Source organism: Agrobacterium sp. 22-226-1, from assembly GCF_053522345.1.
On sequence record NZ_JBNWCP010000004.1, the window covers coordinates 420,349 to 438,106 of the forward strand.

Annotated in this window: 17 protein-coding genes; 10 read left to right on the plus strand and 7 right to left on the minus strand. The window is 59.5% G+C overall.

Annotated features, from left to right (window positions below; all coding sequences use genetic code 11):
• Positions 1-119: 119 nt before the first annotated feature.
• Entirely contained in the window at positions 120-746 is a 627-nt protein-coding gene (gene folE, locus ACQZ5K_RS10155; protein WP_003523394.1) for a GTP cyclohydrolase I FolE, read from the minus strand.
• 282 nt (positions 747-1,028) lie between these two features.
• On the opposite strand from folE, the gene ACQZ5K_RS10160 reads away from it, so the two are divergent.
• The 4 genes from ACQZ5K_RS10160 (at position 1,029) to thrS (ending at position 4,488) form a co-directional block, all read left to right on the plus strand.
• Complete coding sequence (locus ACQZ5K_RS10160) at positions 1,029-1,475, plus strand: iron-sulfur cluster assembly scaffold protein (RefSeq protein ID WP_003523393.1); 447 nt, start codon at positions 1,029-1,031, stop codon at positions 1,473-1,475.
• Between the two features lie 3 nt (positions 1,476-1,478).
• Positions 1,479-1,838, plus strand: coding sequence for a membrane protein insertion efficiency factor YidD (gene yidD / locus ACQZ5K_RS10165; protein WP_003523392.1), 360 nt, complete (start codon positions 1,479-1,481; stop codon positions 1,836-1,838).
• Positions 1,835-2,359 carry a DUF1697 domain-containing protein gene (locus ACQZ5K_RS10170; protein ID WP_127756950.1) on the plus strand — a complete coding sequence of 175 codons (525 nt, stop codon included), beginning with the start codon at positions 1,835-1,837 and terminating at the stop codon, positions 2,357-2,359. Before yidD ends, ACQZ5K_RS10170 begins: the two co-directional genes overlap by 4 nt.
• A 125-nt stretch (positions 2,360-2,484) precedes the next feature.
• Complete coding sequence (gene thrS, locus ACQZ5K_RS10175) at positions 2,485-4,488, plus strand: threonine--tRNA ligase (RefSeq protein ID WP_262532916.1); 2,004 nt, start codon at positions 2,485-2,487, stop codon at positions 4,486-4,488.
• A 200-nt stretch (positions 4,489-4,688) separates the two neighbouring features.
• Here the strand turns inward: thrS and ACQZ5K_RS10180 are convergent, their stop codons facing one another.
• Positions 4,689-5,669 (minus strand): hypothetical protein, encoded by a 981-nt coding sequence (locus ACQZ5K_RS10180; RefSeq protein WP_003523389.1) that lies wholly within the window; start codon positions 5,667-5,669, stop codon positions 4,689-4,691.
• Between the two features lie 110 nt (positions 5,670-5,779).
• On the opposite strand from ACQZ5K_RS10180, the gene ACQZ5K_RS10185 reads away from it, so the two are divergent.
• The 3 genes from ACQZ5K_RS10185 to ACQZ5K_RS10195 all read left to right on the plus strand — a co-directional run bounded on the left by ACQZ5K_RS10185 (position 5,780) and on the right by ACQZ5K_RS10195 (position 8,238).
• Positions 5,780-6,361, plus strand: a complete 582-nt coding sequence (locus ACQZ5K_RS10185; RefSeq protein WP_020808944.1) for a nitroreductase family protein — start codon at positions 5,780-5,782, stop codon at positions 6,359-6,361.
• The gene (locus ACQZ5K_RS10190; RefSeq protein WP_080816851.1) at positions 6,361-6,972 is read left to right on the plus strand and encodes a flavin reductase family protein; all 612 of its coding nucleotides are present in this window, start codon (positions 6,361-6,363) and stop codon (positions 6,970-6,972) included. Before ACQZ5K_RS10185 ends, ACQZ5K_RS10190 begins: the two co-directional genes overlap by 1 nt.
• Before the next feature lie 75 nt (positions 6,973-7,047).
• Positions 7,048-8,238 carry a DUF2336 domain-containing protein gene (locus ACQZ5K_RS10195; RefSeq protein WP_020808946.1) on the plus strand — a complete coding sequence of 397 codons (1,191 nt, stop codon included), beginning with the start codon at positions 7,048-7,050 and terminating at the stop codon, positions 8,236-8,238.
• 193 nt (positions 8,239-8,431) lie between these two features.
• Here the strand turns inward: ACQZ5K_RS10195 and ACQZ5K_RS10200 are convergent, their stop codons facing one another.
• Entirely contained in the window at positions 8,432-8,851 is a 420-nt protein-coding gene (locus ACQZ5K_RS10200) for a hypothetical protein (RefSeq protein WP_271045950.1), read from the minus strand.
• A 106-nt stretch (positions 8,852-8,957) separates the two neighbouring features.
• Between ACQZ5K_RS10200 and ACQZ5K_RS10205 the strand changes: the two genes are divergently transcribed.
• Entirely contained in the window at positions 8,958-9,413 is a 456-nt protein-coding gene (locus tag ACQZ5K_RS10205; protein ID WP_137453111.1) for a GNAT family N-acetyltransferase, read from the plus strand.
• A 182-nt stretch (positions 9,414-9,595) separates the two neighbouring features.
• Here ACQZ5K_RS10205 and ACQZ5K_RS10210 read toward each other — a convergent pair whose 3' ends face one another.
• Positions 9,596-10,831, minus strand: a complete 1,236-nt coding sequence (locus ACQZ5K_RS10210; RefSeq protein WP_448740269.1) for an AI-2E family transporter — start codon at positions 10,829-10,831, stop codon at positions 9,596-9,598.
• A 229-nt stretch (positions 10,832-11,060) separates the two neighbouring features.
• Here ACQZ5K_RS10210 and ACQZ5K_RS10215 point away from each other — a divergent pair, with 229 nt between their 5' ends.
• Entirely contained in the window at positions 11,061-12,794 is a 1,734-nt protein-coding gene (locus tag ACQZ5K_RS10215) for an ABC transporter ATP-binding protein (protein WP_059760228.1), read from the plus strand.
• Positions 12,795-12,818: 24 nt separating this feature from the next.
• On the opposite strand, the gene ACQZ5K_RS10220 is transcribed toward ACQZ5K_RS10215, so the two are convergent.
• A complete protein-coding gene (locus ACQZ5K_RS10220; protein WP_003523379.1) occupies positions 12,819-13,046 on the minus strand; it encodes a hypothetical protein in 228 nt (75 codons plus the stop codon).
• Positions 13,047-13,420: 374 nt separating this feature from the next.
• Between ACQZ5K_RS10220 and ACQZ5K_RS10225 the strand changes: the two genes are divergently transcribed.
• Positions 13,421-14,746 carry an Nramp family divalent metal transporter gene (locus ACQZ5K_RS10225; protein ID WP_059760225.1) on the plus strand — a complete coding sequence of 442 codons (1,326 nt, stop codon included), beginning with the start codon at positions 13,421-13,423 and terminating at the stop codon, positions 14,744-14,746.
• A 59-nt stretch (positions 14,747-14,805) separates the two neighbouring features.
• On the opposite strand, the gene ACQZ5K_RS10230 is transcribed toward ACQZ5K_RS10225, so the two are convergent.
• Both ACQZ5K_RS10230 and ACQZ5K_RS10235 read right to left on the minus strand, forming a co-directional pair.
• Positions 14,806-15,480, minus strand: coding sequence for a hypothetical protein (locus ACQZ5K_RS10230; RefSeq protein ID WP_262535475.1), 675 nt, complete (start codon positions 15,478-15,480; stop codon positions 14,806-14,808).
• Between the two features lie 890 nt (positions 15,481-16,370).
• Complete coding sequence (locus tag ACQZ5K_RS10235; protein WP_448740270.1) at positions 16,371-17,597, minus strand: hypothetical protein; 1,227 nt, start codon at positions 17,595-17,597, stop codon at positions 16,371-16,373.
• Positions 17,598-17,758 lie beyond the last annotated feature (161 nt).

Sequence of the window (17,758 nt, forward strand, 5' to 3'; positions counted from 1 at the left end):
CCGGAAAATCAACTGGCGGAACGATTGGAGCGGCGGATAAACGGATCTGCTTCCGCCACTCTGGATTTTCTTGCGCATCGGATTTTCCGAAAACCGCGTTACGGCCTTCGGTCCGGCGCTTAGCGGTTCCGCACCATGGTCATGAAGCGCACCTGTTCGGCCGGATCGTTCTTGAACACACCGGTAAAGCTGGTGGTCAGCGTCGTCGACCCCTGCTTGTTTACGCCGCGCATGGACATGCACATATGTTCGGCGTCGATCATGACGGCCACGCCGCGCGGTTTCAGGGTTTCCTCGATGGATCTCGCGATCTGCGCGGTCATGTTTTCCTGCGTCTGCAGGCGGCGGCCGAAGATTTCGACGACGCGGGCGATCTTCGACAGGCCGAGCACGCGGCCCGCCGGAAGATAGGCGACATGCGCCTTGCCGACGATCGGCACCATATGGTGTTCGCAATGGGAGAAGAAGGGGATGTCGCGCACCAGCACAACATCGTCATAACCGCCGACTTCCTCGAAGGTCGTGCCGAGCACGTCCTGAACATTCAGCTCATAACCGGCAAAAAGCTCGCGATAGGCCTTGGCGACGCGCTTCGGCGTATCCAGAAGTCCTTCGCGGGCGGGATTTTCTCCTGCCCAGCGCAAAAGAACGCGCACTGCTTCTTCCGCTTCGGCCTGGCTTGGGCGAGCTTCTGCCACGTCGGGTTTTGCGCCAGCGCCGGGGAAATTCTTCACGATCGCATCCATTCCGTCTCTCCCGATGCGGGTAAAGGCCGCACCTGAATTCGTTTTTCATCGCGAACTCTTGTTCGCAGTTGCTGCTATCTGGTTGTTTTACAGCATTTTGGCAAGACCGATGCTGTTATTTCGGTATCGGAGCCGTTAATTTCATCACGGCTTGATGTCCAGAAAGCTCGTTAGCATATAATGAGAATGAAGGGCAGGAAAGCTTCACTGCGACAAACGCTGTGTTTGAAAAATTTGACCTGTCCTGTTTTTGGGCAATCTTGAGCGCGCCGGGCACCGACGATGGACGATATCTACAATAATCGCATTCTGGACTTTGCCGGGAATATTCCGCTCATCGGCGTTCTTGAGGATGCCGACGCCAGCGCCGAGAAACACTCCCGGCTGTGCGGCTCCAAGCTCAAGGTCTATCTGAAGGTCGAAGGCGGCATCGTGACGGCGTTTTCGCATGAGGTTCGCGCCTGCGCGCTCGGCCAGGCCTCCGCCTCCATCATGGCGCACCACATCATCGGGGCTTCCAGCGGCGAAATCCGGCAGGCGCGGGAAGACATGCTCGCCATGCTGAAACAGGACGGTGAGGGGCCGACGGGCCGTTTCGAGGATATGCGGGTGCTTCAGCCCGTCCGCGATTTCAAGGCCCGTCACGCTTCCACCATGCTGACTTTCGAAGCGGTGGTCGATGCGCTCGACCAGATCGAAGGGCGGCCGGCTCTGAACGCCGCGGGTTAGGCGATGTGCGGCGAACCGGGCTGCCGGCACCAGCAGACGGCGGAAAAAGCGGGCCGATCCCGCAACTGGACGGGCAGCTTTGCCAAGACGCCGGGGCGGCTTCTGGGCGTCGGTTTCATTCGGCTTTATCAGCTGACGCTATCCGGCTTCATCGGAAATTCCTGCCGCCATATCCCCACCTGTTCCGAATATGGCTATGAGGCGATTGCCCGACACGGGCTGTGGGCCGGCGGATGGATGACGCTGTTTCGCGTCGCGCGCTGCGGGCCGGGCGGCACCAGCGGGCTGGACCCGGTGCCGGAAGTGCTCGATGGCCGCAGGCGCTGGTGGATGCCGTGGCGTTACTGGAGCCTGCATCGATGAATGACTATGTGGCCCTGCTGCACAGCATCGTGCTCGGCGCGGGCAAGCGGCTCGTCATGGCCGATCTCAGGGCCTTGGCGGAAGAGCTGGGATTTGCCGAATGCAGAACGCTGGTCGCGACTGGAAATCTGGTTTTTCGCGCCGGGGCGGCACCTGTTCGTGAGATTGAGGACAGGCTGGAGCGCGCCTTCGAAGACCGCTTCGGCAAACATGTCGATATTCTCGTTCGTTCGGGCGGCGACTGGCTGAAACTGGCGGCGGATAATCCCTTCGCCCAAGGCAATCCGCCGGATGTCTGCGTTCGCGTGATGCGCGCGCCGCTGGACAACGGCGTCCTCGAATTGCTGGAGAAATACCGCGGGAGGGAAAAGATCGCGCTTGCCGGCGGCGATCTATGGATCGATTTTTGCGGCAAGCCGAGCGAGAGCAGGCTGCTGTCCGTGCTGACCACCAAAAGGCTCGGTATCGGCACGACCCGCAACGCCAATACGGTCAATGGTCTCGCGCAAATGCTTCGCTGAGCGATCCTTCGCCTTTGACTGCAATGGCAAAAGCCTTTATCAGCCTGCCTGTCCGCTTGTCGCGGGCAAATCATTATTCCAACACCACCCGCATTCGTTGGCGGGACTGGACAGGAGATTAGACAATGTCTGAAGCTGTTTCCCTTACATTTCCCGATGGATCCGTGCGCAGCTACCCCGCCGGTACGACCGGCCGCGAGGTCGCCGAATCCATTTCCAAATCGCTTGCCAAGAAGGCTGTCGCCATTGCGCTTGACGGTACCGTGCGCGATTTGTCCGAGACCATCACCGATGGCAAAATAGAGATCGTCACGCGTGAAGACGGGCGTGCGCTGGAACTCATCCGCCACGATGCCGCCCACGTCATGGCTGAAGCCGTGCAGGAGCTTTGGCCCGGCACGCAGGTGACGATCGGCCCTGTCATCGAAAACGGCTTCTATTACGACTTCGCCAAGAACGAACCCTTCACGCCGGAAGATCTGCCGAAGATCGAAAAGCGCATGAAGGAAATCATTCTGCGCAACAAGCCGTTTACCCGCGAAATCTGGTCGCGCGAGAAGGCCAAGGAAGTTTTCGCCGCCAAGGGCGAGAACTACAAGGTCGAGCTGGTCGACGCCATTCCGGAAGGTCAGGACCTGAAGATCTATTATCAGGGCGACTGGTTCGATCTCTGCCGTGGGCCGCATATGGCTTCCACGGGGCAGATCGGCACGGCCTTCAAGCTGATGAAGGTGGCCGGGGCCTATTGGCGCGGTGACAGCAACAATGCGATGCTGTCACGCATCTACGGCACCGCCTGGGCGACGCAGGAAGAGCTGGACAATTATCTCCACGTGCTGGCCGAAGCCGAAAAGCGCGACCACCGCCGTCTCGGCCGCGAAATGGACCTGTTCCATTTCCAGGAAGAAGGCCCGGGCGTTGTGTTCTGGCACGGCAAGGGCTGGCGGATGTTCCAGACGCTGACGGCCTATATGCGCCGCCGGCTCGCCAATACCTATCAGGAAGTCAATGCACCGCAGGTGCTGGACAAGTCGCTGTGGGAAACCTCCGGTCACTGGGGCTGGTATCAGGAAAACATGTTCGCGGTGAAATCCGCCCATGCCTTCACCCATCCCGATGACGAGGAAGCCGATCAGCGCGTGTTTGCCCTGAAGCCGATGAACTGCCCGGGTCACGTGCAGATCTTCAAGCATGGCTTGAAGTCTTACCGCGAAATGCCCGTCCGTCTTGCGGAATTCGGCACCGTGCATCGTTACGAGGCTTCGGGCGCGCTGCATGGCCTGATGCGCGTTCGCGGCTTCACGCAGGACGACGCGCATGTCTTCTGCACGGAAGAGCAGATGGCGGCGGAATGCCTGCGCATCAACGACCTGATCCTGTCCGTCTATGAGGATTTCGGTTTCAGCGAAGTCGTCGTCAAGCTCTCCACGCGTCCGGAAAAGCGCGTCGGCTCCGACGATCTGTGGGATCGCGCCGAAAGCGTGATGATGGATGTTCTGAAGACCATCGAGGAACAGTCCGAAGGCCGCATCAAGACCGGCATCCTGCCGGGCGAGGGCGCGTTCTACGGGCCGAAGTTCGAATATACGCTGAAGGACGCCATCGGCCGTGAATGGCAGTGCGGCACGACGCAGGTGGACTTCAACCTGCCGGAACGTTTCGGCGCCTTCTATATCGACCAGAACTCGGAGAAGACCCAGCCTGTCATGATCCATCGCGCCATCTGCGGCTCGATGGAGCGTTTCCTCGGCATCCTCATCGAGAACTTCGCCGGCCATATGCCGCTGTGGTTCGCGCCGCTTCAGGTCGTGGTCGCGACGATTACCTCTGATGCGGATGATTACGGCCGTGAGGTTGCCGAAGCGCTGCGCGAGGCGGGCATGGCGGTCGAGACCGACTTCCGCAACGAGAAGATCAACTACAAGATCCGCGAGCATTCGGTGACCAAGGTTCCGGTCATCATCGTCTGCGGACGGAAAGAGGCGGAAGAGCGCACCGTCAACATCCGCCGTCTCGGTTCGCAGAACCAGACGCCGATGTCGCTGGAAGATGCGATTACGAGCCTCGTGGACGAGGCGACGCCGCCGGATGTGAAGCGCAAGCTCGCGGCGAAGAAGCAGGTTGCGTGATAATACTTACGGCCCCTTCGGGGGCCGTTTTGTTTTGGGCGAAGTCTTGAAAGCTCTCTTCCGTCATGCTCGGGCCTGTCCCGAGCATCTGCAACGTCTCGATTGAATTGGACGTGATTAGATCCTTGGGACAAGCCCAAGGATGACGCCGTGCATAAGGCAGAGAAAAGACCCCAAAGGCGCCGTGGCTGTTGTGGAGCCTACTCGAAATCCCCGGTCATATCTTCCGGGGCCTGATCCTTCATCAGCACCTCCACATCCGAATCCCGGCCGGAGGTCACTTTGAAGTTGCGCTGGTAGACCTTGTCCTTGTTACGGGCGATGGCGGTATATTCGCCTTCCGCCAGCACCATGGTCGAAAAGGCGCTGACGCTTTCATTCACCACGTCGCCGCCGCCGTTCAGCACCGACCAGGCCGTATCGGCAATGGCCTCACCGCCTTCTTCGGAAACGAGCTTGAGGGTGATCTGGGCGGCCTGATGCTGGAGCGTCGCTTCCGTCAGCTTGCCGGCTTCCACCTGGATGTCGGCGCGCACCACCGCGTTGACGTTGCCATATTCGGAAACCACGTGATAGGTGCCGGCATTCAGCCGCACGATGGTGTTGGGTTTGATATCGGCCATAACGAGGCCGCGCTCGCCATCGGGGCGGGCGTCTGACGAATAGACGGAAAATTTGAGCTGGTTGCCGGAAATCTGCTTGTCGGAACCCGCAACCGCATTCAGCACGAAGCCGCCGGCATCGAGAATCAGCACCTGTTTCTGCACATTGCCGGAGGTCGGGACATTGAGTTTCTTGGTGACGCCCGCACGGCCGAAGGCGACGTTGACGAAATATTCGCCCGGCACCAGATGGAATTCCGCCGAGCCGCCTTCCGAACTTGCCAGCATCGGCAACTTGCCGTCCGCGCCGGGAATGGGGCTGAAGACGCGCCAGGACAGGCCTTCCTTCACCGCTTCGCCTTCGCTGGTCAGCTTGGCTTCCATGTTGATATCGCGGGCGGTGCTTTCCGGGGCGTTGGGTGCGGAAGGGGCGGTGAAAGCGTTCAGCTTCGGCATTTTAGGCGTGCCGCCGAGCTGCTTGAAGTCTTTGAAGGCGTCCTGCGAAAAAGCGGCTTGCGATAAAAGGCCAAGCACGGCACATGCAATGGTCAGACGTGCCGCGATTTTGATTGCCGACATTTTCGATACCGATTGACTTCTTGATTTTCCCGGATCACTTCAAAACCAATGCCGTGGCTATTTCAAGGCCCATGTTTTTGCGATGACAGCAGAATGGAAGATTTTTGATCATGACAAATGATATCAAGCTCCTCGATTATCTCAAGGTTCGCCGTTCCACGCCGGCCCTGCAACTTGCCGAGCCGGGGCCTTCGAAGGCGGAAATCGAGGACATCCTGCGCCTTGCCGTGCGCGTGCCTGACCATGGCAAGCTCGCCCCCTGGCGCTTCGTCGTCTATCGCGGCGAGGAGCGCGTGCGTCTCGGTGAGACGGCGCTGAGGATCGCGCTTGAAAAGAACCCGGAACTGGACCTGCAGCAGCAGGAAGCGGAACGCACCCGCTTCACCCGCGCGCCCGTCGTCATCGCCGTCATCAGCACTGCAAAGCCGCATTTCAAGATTCCGGAATGGGAACAGGTCATGTCCGCCGGTGCTGTGTGCCTCAACCTCATCTTCGCCGCCAATGCCAGCGGTTTTGCAGCGAACTGGCTGACCGAATGGTTTGCTTTCGATTCCGCATTCCTCGCGGAAATCGAGGTCGGCGCGGAAGAGAAGGTGGCCGGGTTCATTCATATCGGCTCGACGACATTCCCGCCGGTGGAGCGGCCGCGGCCGGAGCTTGCCGATGTCGTCACCTGGGTCGGGGACGTTTGATGTTCTACACCACGGACACCAACCAGCATGGCCTGCCGCATGATCCGTTCAAGGCCATCGTCGCGCCGCGTCCGATCGGCTGGATCGGCTCGAAGGGCAGGGACGGTTCCCTCAACCTCTCGCCCTATTCCTTCTTCAATGCGATTTCGGACCGGCCAAAGCTTGTGATGTTCTCCTCCAGCGGCAGGAAGGACAGCCTGCGCAATGTCGAGGAAACCGGCGTCTTCACCGCCAATCTCGTCAGCCGCCATCTGGTGGACCGGATGAATGCGTCTTCTGCACCCGTCGGCTATGATGTCGACGAGTTCGCCCTTGCCGGTCTCACCGCCGTCGACGGGCGGGTGGTGGATGCGCCTTTCGTGGGTGAGGCGCTGGCGGTTCTGGAGTGCCGGGTGACCCAGATACAGCAGCTTAAGGACGTCGACGGCCAGCCGGCGGATTCGTGGATGGTGATCGGACAGGTCATGGCGATCCATATCGATGAAACGATCATTCGCGACGGGCGCATCGATATGGGGCTGTCGCGACCCGTGGCGCGCATGGGCTATATGGATTACTGCGATGGCGGCAGCGATGTATTCCAGCTGCAGCGCCCCTCTACTGCGCCGTAAATATAGTCCTTCTTCGGCGGCGGTTAATTTTTATGGTGAACCAAACGTAAACCATTTGCGCCTAGAGTTTTATACATGGTGGCGGCGATGATGCCGCCATCCATTGTTGCGAATGTTTTCGAGGCTCAGGTGATCGTACAGGCATTTCTTCGCTGGTCTGAAAAGGCTGGCTCGACCGAGCGGGCGAAAGCCGCCAATGCTCTCGGCCGTGCCTATCTTCAGTCCGACATGGCGCGCGAGAACCGCGATGCCGCCTATATGGCGATGACCTATCTGCTCGACGATCCTTCGCCGCGTGTGCGACTGGCGCTTGCCGAAGCGCTGGCGGATGCCCATGACGCTCCGCGCGCCATTCTCGTTTCACTCGCCGAAGACCAGCCCGAAATTGCCTGCACCGTCATTGCCCGCTCACCGGTTCTCGGCGAAGCCGATCTGGTCGACCTCGCCGGGCGCGGCGAAAGCCTGACGCGCGCGCTCATCGCCGCAAGGCCGGGCCTGCCGCGCGGTGTCTGCGCAGCGCTTGCCGAAGTGGGCGACCTGCCGGAAACCATCATCCTGCTCGAAAACGACGATGCTTTCATCACGCCGTTTTCGCTCAGGCGCATCGCCGAGCGCCACGGTTCGGACGCCGATATTCGCGACCTCCTGCTTCGCCGCGAGGCGCTGCCCGCCGATGCGCGTCACCTGTTGATGGGCCGCATCAGCGAAGCTCTCGCGGGTTCCGCGCTGGTTCACGCGATGATCGCGCGCAACCGCGCCGACAGTCTTTTCCGCGAGGCGGAAGATTCCGCCACCATCCTTATCGCCGCCAGCGTTTCCTCGCCGGAGCTGCCGGCGCTGGTGGAGCATCTGCGCCAGCGGCTGGAACTGACGCCGGCGCTGCTCATCCATGCCGTCTGTTCGGGCCGGCTGGAATTCTTCACGGCGGCCATGGTCAATCTCTCCGGTCTCGATGACCGCAAGGTGCGCGCCATTCTGGCGACAGGCCGGCCGCATGCCTTGAAGGCGCTGTTCCAGTCGGTCGGTCTTTTCGGCGATGTTGTCGACGTCTTCATCGAGGCGACGCTGATGTGGCGCCGTGCCGCCCGCTCGCAGCTCTCTGATGTGGCGGCCTCCGTCTCGGCGGAACTGCTGGCGCATTTCCGTGACGTCAACGGTTCCGAAACGCTGTTCGAACTGCTGCATGCCGTGCGCAAGCTCGCCATTGCCGAAGAGCGGCAGAAGGCGCGGTATTATGCGGAAGCGCTGACGGTTGAGGCGGCGTGAGGTCCCAAGGGGTTTTACAAGACGCCGCTGCGATGTTTCGGGCAGGATCACTGCCATCCTCATTCCTGTGCTTGTCACAGGAATCCAGCCGACGCGCGTCTGCGCGGCGAGTAAAGTCTTTCCAGCCCAAAGACTTGGGCTGGCTAGATTCCTGTGACAAGCACAGGAATGAGGGAAGATCGGTTCCCCGCAATCACTTATCGAACCGTTTGGCGATCCACGAATAGCTGTTTTCAACCATCCTCACCGGTGTCCCCAAAAGATGCTTTATGCCTTCGGTGGAAGGCAGGATACGGCTGACGCGGCTGATTGCCTGTTTGGTGAGGCTTTCCTCTTCCTTCGGCGTCACCGCTGCCGTTGCCTGCGGTGCAGTGGCCGGTGCCGAGGCGGGAGGTTGCGTGCCGGCCGTCTGCGGGGCCTGTTCGCCCGGTGTCTGGCACACGGCTACCACTACCGGGTAAGGCGCGTTGGCGTAACGCTCCAGCTCCTTTTCCGACACGGCGTCGCACAGTTCGATGCTCGTCCAGCGCTGCTGGGAGGTGGCGAGGTAATGGCAATCGGTGGCGCTGTCGTCGCAGCCAAGGAAGGTCATGAGAACGAGGGCTGTTTTCATGGTGTCTGTTGCCTCTGTCGGGAATTATGCTCTAGAAACTCATCTATCCCGATTGCAGTGACATTACGACGAAATACGCATTTTTATAGAGAAGGCAGGCATCGCATTGGCCACCGAAATCAAGCTTGAAACACCCCGGCAGGATGCGGTTCTGCGCCTCATCGACCTTTCCAACGCCTATATGGCCTCGCTTTACCCCGCCGAGAGCAATCATCTGGTCGATATCGGCGCGCTCGAGCAGGACAATGTCTCGTTTTTTGTGGCCCGGCATGACGGCCGCGTCGTCGGCTGCGGCGCGCTGGTGGAGGCGGGAGACGGCACGGCGGAGGTCAAGCGCATGTTCGTCGATCCTGAGGCGCGGGGATTGCGGATCGGCAAGCTGATCATGGATACGCTTGTCGCGCGCGGCGCCGAGCTTGGCCTTTCCGCCATCCGTCTCGAAACCGGCATCAGCCAGCCGGAGGCGATCGGTCTTTACCGCAAGGCGGGGTTTGTAGAGATCGAGGCCTTTGCGCCCTACAGGCCGGATCCGCTCAGCCTGTTCATGGAGAAGGTGCTTTAGGCCTACGGCGCGAGTTTGCCGTATCCTGCACGTCATCCTCGGCCCTGTGCCGAGGATTCAATCACGTAACGTAGAATCAATCGGTGGCAGATGCTCGGGACAGGCCCGAGCATGACGGATGCGCGGTTTAAGGACTATCTATAGGCGCCAGCGTCGAGGCGTCTGCCCGCAGGCTTCAACGATCAAAACGCTTTCCGAAACGCCGTCGTTTCCTCGCTATTGTCTTCGAGCGCGGCAACCTCATCAATGGCGTCTTCCTGCGTGGGCGGCGGGGGCGGAGCCTCGGCGCTGGCGGCGGCGGAGATTTCCACCTCACGCACCCATTCGCGCCAGATCGCGACCAGGAGCGCCATCAGCACCGGGCCGATGAAGAGGCCGAGAAAGCCCATGGTCTTAACGCCGCCGACGAGGCCGAAAAAGGTGGGCAGGAAGGGTAGCTTGATCGGCCCGCCGACGAGTTTCGGACGGATGGTCTTGTCGACGATGAAGAGTTCCACCGAACCCCAGACGAACAGCGCCAGCCCGTGGGCGGGCGAGCCGCTGGCGACCAGATAGATCGACACCAGCGTAAAGGAGAGCGGCGCACCGCCTGGAATGAGCGCCATGACGCCGGTGAGCACGCCGAGCGTGACGGGCGAGGGCACGCCGGCGATCCAGTAGGCAATGCCGAGGATAATGCCTTCGCCGATGGCGATCAGCGTCATGCCTGTGACCGTGGAGCTGATGGTGGCGGGCACGACGCGGGAAATGCGTTCCCACCGCGTTGGCAGGATGCGTTCGCCGACCAGATCGACCTGCCGGGTGAAGCCCGCGCCGTTGCGGTAGACGAAGAACAGCGCGATCAGCATGAACAGCAGGGTCAGCACCAGGTGGAACGCGCCGTTGCCGGCGGCGAGGATCGCCCGGTAGATATTGCCGATATTGGCGCCGCTGACGAGCTGGATGAGTTCGCCGATGGCGCCCGGCGTGCCGATATATTTCACCCATTGTTCGCCGAGCCAGGGGCCGACGGCGGGAAGGGCGGCGATCCAGTCCGGCACGGGCGCGCCCGTTTTGTTGACATGCACCGCCCAGCCGAACCATTCGCGAATTTCGCTTGCCGTATAGGAAGCGGCGATGAAGATCGGCACGACGAGGAAGGCGAGGATGAGGATGATGGCGATGGTGGCGCCGAGCGTGGTGTTGCCGCCCACCTGCCGCAGAAGCCGCGTATAAACCGGCCAGCTGGCGAAACCGATAACGAGAGCGGCGAGAACGGGGACGAGAAAGCCGTGGAAGAAATAAATGCCGGCAAGGGCGACGAGAACGAGAAGCCAGCGCGCAGCCGAGATGGGCGGGATCAGGGCGATCCGCGTCGGGCTGGCGGGACCAAGCCATCTCGGTTCGCCACTCTGCTTACGGCTGTCAATATTACTCACGGCAGGCTCTTTCTCGCATTCTCCCCGAAGGGTGCATTCACTCTGTCACACCGATACATATAAGTGCAATATAACCGGATCACATTACCGTTGTGTGTTTATTGCGGAACCTATTGAACGATTTTGGTAAAAATAGAACATCGGTCTTGGCGCACGCATTGAAATATGACAATTGAACTCCGTTTTTCTTGCGGCGTCAGGTTGCCGCGCCCGATCCCCAGGTCATGCCATGCTCCGCCGTTTCTTCGCCTATTATCGCCCCTATCGCGGTCTGTTCATTCTCGATTTTTCCTGCGCGGTGTTGTCGGGCGTGCTCGAACTCGGTTTTCCGATGGCGGTGAAGGCCTTTGTCGATGTGTTGTTGCCGGGTGGTGAGTGGGCCATCATCCTTGCCGCCTCGGTGGGTCTGCTGGTCATCTATGTGCTGAATACCGGGCTGATGGCGACAGTCACCTATTGGGGACACATGCTCGGCATCAATATCGAGACCGATATGCGCCGTCTGGCCTTCGATCACCTGCAGAAGCTCTCCTTCCGATATTTCGACAATCAGAAGACCGGCCATCTGGTCGGGCGGCTGACCAAGGATCTGGAAGAGATCGGCGAGGTGGCCCACCACGGCCCGGAGGATTTGTTCATCGCCATCATGACCTTCATCGGCGCGTTCCTCTTGATGCTGTCGGTCAATGTGCCGCTCGCGCTCATCACCGCCGCCGTCGTGCCCGTTACCGCCTGGGTGACCAGCCGTTACGGCGGCCGCATGACTCAGAATTTTCGCGCGCTTTACGGCCGGGTAGGGGATTTCAACGCCCGTATCGAGGAAAATGTTGGCGGCATGCGGGTCGTGCAGGCCTTCGCCAACGAGGATCACGAGCGGGCGCTGTTCGAGAAGGACAACCAGAAATACCGCCGCACCAAGCTCGATGCCTACAAGATCATGGCGGCCAGCACCTCGCTCAGCTATATGAGCATGCGCCTGACGCAGATGATCGTGATGATCTGCGGCGCCTGGTTCGTGCTGACGGGCAGCCTGACCGAAGGCGGTTTCGTCGGCTTCCTGCTGCTGGTGGGCGTGTTTTTCCGTCCGGTGGAAAAGATCAATTCGGTCATCGAGACCTATCCGAAGGGCATTGCCGGTTTCCGCCGCTTCACCGAACTGCTGGACACCGCGCCCGATATCGTCGATGCGCCGGATGCGGTGGAAGCGCCGCTGCTGCGCGGCAATATTGAATATCGCCATGTCGGTTTCGGTTATGCCGAGGGCAAGACGGTTCTTACCAATATCGACCTGAAGATCAGCGCTGGCGAGACGGTGGCCTTTGTCGGCCCTTCGGGGGCGGGCAAAACGACGCTCTGCTCGCTTTTGCCGCGTTTTTACGATGTCACCAGCGGCGCGATCACCATTGACGGCATCGATATCCGTAAAATGAAGCTTGCTTCGCTGCGCAATCAGATCGGCATCGTGCAGCAGGATGTCTTCCTGTTCGGTGGCACGATCCGCGAGAATATCGAATATGGCCGGCTTGGCGCTTCGGATGCGGACATCATGGATGCGGCGCGGCGCGCCCGTCTCGATGGCGTCATCGAAGCCATGCCGCTCGGGCTCGACACCGTCATTGGCGAGCGCGGCGTCAAGCTTTCCGGCGGCCAGAAGCAGCGTCTCGCCATTGCACGCATGTTCCTCAAGAACCCGCCGATCCTCATTCTCGATGAGGCGACCTCGGCGCTCGACACGGAAACCGAACGCGCCATCCAGCAATCGCTGACGGAGCTTGCCAAAGGCCGTACCACACTCGTCATCGCTCACCGGCTGGCGACGATCCGCGACGCCTCGCGCATTGTGGTGGTGGACCAGACCGGCATTGCCGAAACCGGCGCCCATGCCGAGTTGCTGGCCGCCAAGGGCCATTACAGCCGGTTGCACGAGGCGCAGTTCAGCGGGCACCTTGCGGGCCTGAGCTGATAAGCGGCGCGTTGGCGCCGCAATCTATCCGCCGTTCTCGGCTGCCTGTTCCTCCACGATGCCGGGGTTGGGCTCCGGCTTGCCGGGATGGCTGGTGACGAGATAACCCATGGCGACCGCGGCGGCGACGATGAACAGCAGCACGATGCCGCTGATCGTCATCAGCCAGTCGCGCGGCTTTCTGTGCGCCATGATATATTTCGGCCATCGGCTCGGATGGTTCACCAGGCTGAATTTGTGGCCCTGTCGCATGAACTTTCCCGCAATAGGTTGCTTCCTGAAATATCAACGCAGGCGGGTGTGCGGCCGTTCCGAAATCGACGGGGCAGGGCGATGACAAGGCCGTGAGGCCCTCGAGATGACAGCGTCTCCGCATTCGCCGCCGCCCTTTTTCCCCCGACCTCCATCATCCTTGCCTTAGACGGAATCCAGCCGGCGCGCGGCGGGAGGGAGAGGAGGGCCAGCCATAAGAGCATTATGGTGTGCCGGTTCGCGCCCGAACCGGGCACGCGCCTGCGGCATCGTGCGCCGATATCCGGCCGCAAAACTCCCCTTGTCAGCCGTTGCCTCTTGTGCGAATGATTTGCAATTGCACCAATTCAATCTCCCATTTGAAAGCGCAGAAAATGGACAAGCCCGTCTTTGGATGGCGACGGAACGGCGACGATCTCTCGTTGTCCGACGTTCACAGCTCGATCCGGGTCAAACCGAATGCCGGCACGTTTCGCCGGGCGATGGCCTTTTTCGGTCCCGGCTATCTCGTTGCGGTCGGTTACATGGATCCCGGAAACTGGGCGACGTCGCTCGCCGGCGGCTCCAGATTCGGCTACACGCTGCTCACCGTCGCGCTGGTCTCGAACATCATGGCGATCGTGCTGCAATCGCTCTGCGCCCGTCTTGCGATCGCCTCCGGCCGCGATCTCGCCCAGGCCTGTCGCGATGCCTATCCGAAACCCGTGGCGATGGTGCTGTGGCTGCTGGCCGAAATCGCCATCATCGCCACCGATATCGCCGAGGTGATCGGCACGGCCATCGGCCTCAACCTCATTTTCGGCATTCCGCTGGAACTCGGCGTTCTCATCACCGCGCTCGATGTATTCCTGATCCTTTATCTGCAGAAGCTCGGCTTCCGCTGGGTGGAGGCGCTGGTCATCACCCTGCTTGGCGTCATCGCCGTGTGTTTCGCCATTCAGGTGGCGCTCGCCGACCCTGACTGGGGGCAGGTGATCCTCGGCTTCGCGCCGACGACCGAGATCGTCACCAATCCGGACATGCTCTATCTGGCGCTCGGCATTCTCGGCGCCACCGTCATGCCGCATAATCTCTATCTGCATTCGGGCATCGTGCAGACCCGCGAAATCGGCGAAACAATTGCCGAAAAACGCGAGGCGCTGAAATTCGCGACGCTCGATTCCACCATCGCGCTGATGTTCGCGCTCCTCATCAACGCCTCGATCCTCATTCTGGCGGCGGCGACCTTCAACAAGGCGGGGCAGACGACCGTTGCCGAACTTGGCGAAGCCCATAATCTGCTGGCACCGCTGCTCGGCCTTGCCATTGCGCCGACGCTGTTCGGCGTGGCGCTCCTCTGCTGCGGCATCAATTCCACCGTCACGGCAACGCTTGCCGGCCAGATCGTGATGGAGGGTTTCCTCAAGATGCGGCTCGCCCCCTGGCTGCGCCGCCTCATCACCCGCGCCATCGCCATCGTCCCAGCCGCCGGCGTCACCATCTTCTATGGCGACAGCGGCACGGCGGAACTACTGATCCTGACGCAGGTGGTGCTCAGCCTGCAACTCTCCTTCGCCGTCTTCCCGCTCGTCATGTTCACCGCCGATAAGGCCAAGATGGGCGAGCTGCGCTCTCCGCTCTGGCTCTCGGCCTTTGCCTGGCTGATCGCGGTGGTGATTGCGGGGCTGAATGTGAAGTTGCTGGTGGATTTTATGGGGTAAGGCGGGTTACGTCCAGAAGCTTGCACCTGAGCTTCTGGACGCTGAGTATAAGTCGAAGGTCAGAGTGTTAGCCCTGTGCCACCTGGCCGCTTTTCAATTTGCGGAAGCTCGAATTCTGAGCGGGCGAGAGAACATAGCTGGTCCAATTGACGCAGAATGTAATCTGCTAGCGAATCCTGACTTTTCGGTGCATCCGACCATTTGTAGATATTGTTGTCTTGCAGCGAAAGAACTGCAAAGTCGTCTACTGAATCGTCTTCAGTAACTACATTTTTGCGGACCAACGTGAGAGCTGCCAACACTTCCTTTCTGCTAAGTTTTGGCTTCTGCGTGTTCCAGACGTGGATAGCTGTCCGGCGTCCATTGATTTCGACAACGCAGTTGGCATCGAAGCGGATCTTAAATAAACCGGAAGGGCTATCAATAAATATGGGATCGCAGAAAGTAATCGATCCACCGTTAGCTTTAATCCACCTGAGAAAAGCGACCACGCCCCGCTTAGTTGAACGCCTCTCAGAGGGCTTTGTAATCTTTGCGATCTCTGTCAAGATTTCTTTCAAATCATGACTTCCAACGGCGAGTTTTTGGATTTTGTTTCGCAAGTTGCGATGATAGTCGTATCCGCCATCTTTAGATGGACGGTGCCTATCCAAGATTGCGCGTCTTTTTGGCTTTTCGTTTAAGCAAATTATACGCAGAAAAGCAGAAAATCCGAAAGTGGGTATCGATGCCAATTCAGCCTCCTTACAATGACGAAAAGAGGGGCCGATTGCTCGGCCCCTCAGGATCAGGCAAGTTGTATAAGCTGCCAGGTTACGGCGTTTCCACCATACGGTGGCATACGGTTACCTTTTGCAATCGGTGCTGTGGTGGTAGGTGTACCAACAACCTTCCACACACCACTTTCAGGGCATGTCTCGCCAGTGCGAGCTGTGCGTCCTATAGGCATCGCTATTCTCCTTTCTCCTGCTTCATCGACGTCCGGGCGCGACTGCGCGCTTGACATCCATTGATCGGAGGAACAGCATAGCCATGCTTTAGAGAAGCACATGGACACGCGGGCGGCAGGACCTCCCGGGCTGTTCCAAAGGCAGTGTGATTACCAGTCACGCTGCCTTTTTTATTATGCTTGTATGTTCTTCTTGTTTTGTCTAGCTCGGTGCTTTTCCACAGCCGTTAAGATTGTGTTGACCAAAAATCCGAATCGGGGCAAAACTTAAGGCGAATATCTATATGCGTGCATTTCTTATTTCTCATCCACTATATATTGTGGAAAACGCCTTGCAATACAAAAAATGATTTTGCTGTGGAAATATTCCCTATCCACAGATTGCGCACAGGCTTTATCGCTTCTTTTCTATCTAAAATCCCTGCTCGCAGTGTTCTCAAAGCATGTCCGATTCGCGGCGCGATGGACAAAAAAGTAAAAGCCCGGAGTTTCCTCCGGGTGAGAAAACCACCTAAGTATTGGCCAACTTGCGCGCAAGTTATTGATTTATGGTGGCACGAACCCGTGGACCCAAGCAGGACTGGCCATGTTGAAAGCTAGATTTGGCCAAATAACCGATCAAACAAAAAAGCCGGGCGGAACGCCCGGCTTGGAATACATCAAAGATGAAAAATATTACAGATCAGTCAGATCTGCGCGGCTGTAGAAAGGCATCTCGGCAACGATGAATTTCGGTTCGATGGACCGTTGCTCGAGTTGCCTCTTCAGGCTCCAGGTTCGTGTCCTCCTGCTGCTGGCCAGATTGCCTAACGAGACGAACTCTTCCTTGAACTTGGCAAGTGTTTCCGGCTCCACGACTTTTTGAATATACCGCTTCGTCGGGTGTCTGCGCTCGACGGTCGCGATCCATCCTCCCGAGAGCAGCCCGGACACGATCCGGAAAGACGCTGGGATCAGACTTTGCAGCTCCGATACCGCGTGGCAACCATGATCTTCGCCCGCCGTCATCTGCCGGACTTCGTCGACGTCAAGTCTGAACCCTGCAATGCCCTGGTGACCAGGTTCAATGGCGACGTTCTTGAGCGAGCGGTTCAGGAGCATCTCCATGATCTCCATGAACTGGCAGTTCGTTCGCCGGCATGCCGCCGCGATTTCGACCATCTCAGACCTCGGCTGCATAGTCACGCTTGCCCGAAGCCTTCCAAGAAGGTCATCGAGATCGTCCGGAGCGAAGCTACGGTCCACACTGATGCACTCGCTGGCGGACCGATCTCCGGCCACGGGAACGATCAGGCGATGTTCGATGAGGATGTCGAACTGGACCCTGCTGACACCGAGCCTGATCTTCGCCTCGGGAACGTTTAGGCCCGCTTGTGCTTCTGCCACGAACTTCTCCATGTCGGGCGCAGGCAGCAGGATCCGTTCGAACGTCTTCGCCACGTCGTCCGCCGGGATCGTCCCCGAGTTCACGAGCAGCTTGCGAAGCCGTTTGGGATGGATCCCAAATTGCCGTGACGCGGACTGTACCGAGTGCAATCGTCTGTCTGTGAGGGGTCCGAAGAAGTCGTCGCCGGGGCCAAGCGGGAGGCTGCACAGGGCGACGTCTCGCATGATGTCCCGGATTGGGTCGAACGCTGGATCGTCGGTCTCGTGCGCAAGCCGCTCGTAGAGACGGCCGAACAACACGCGGCCGCCCATGTCGCTTCGTCCAAGCGCGAAATTTGACAGGAGTTTTTCCAGCCAACTACGGAAATCCGCCTCGCCGCCGCAGAGAAGGTCGTGCCCGGTGCCGGCGCAGGCCGACCATTCCGCGGAATCGAGCTTGTCGCTGCGGAACCGGAGGCCGTTTCTTTCAGAGGCGCCGACTGTCTCGCACAATCGGATGGCGACATGCAGTGGCATGGAGTCCAGCCACCTCGACGTGGTCGTCGCAGAGCGAAGGCGGGCCTCGACGTGTCTTTGAATGTTGGTTTCCACGCAGAACTGAGCCGGTTAGGCGCATAATTTCCATTGAGAATTGAGCCATGTGAACCTTCCCCCCAACGCGGTGAGCGACGGGGGCA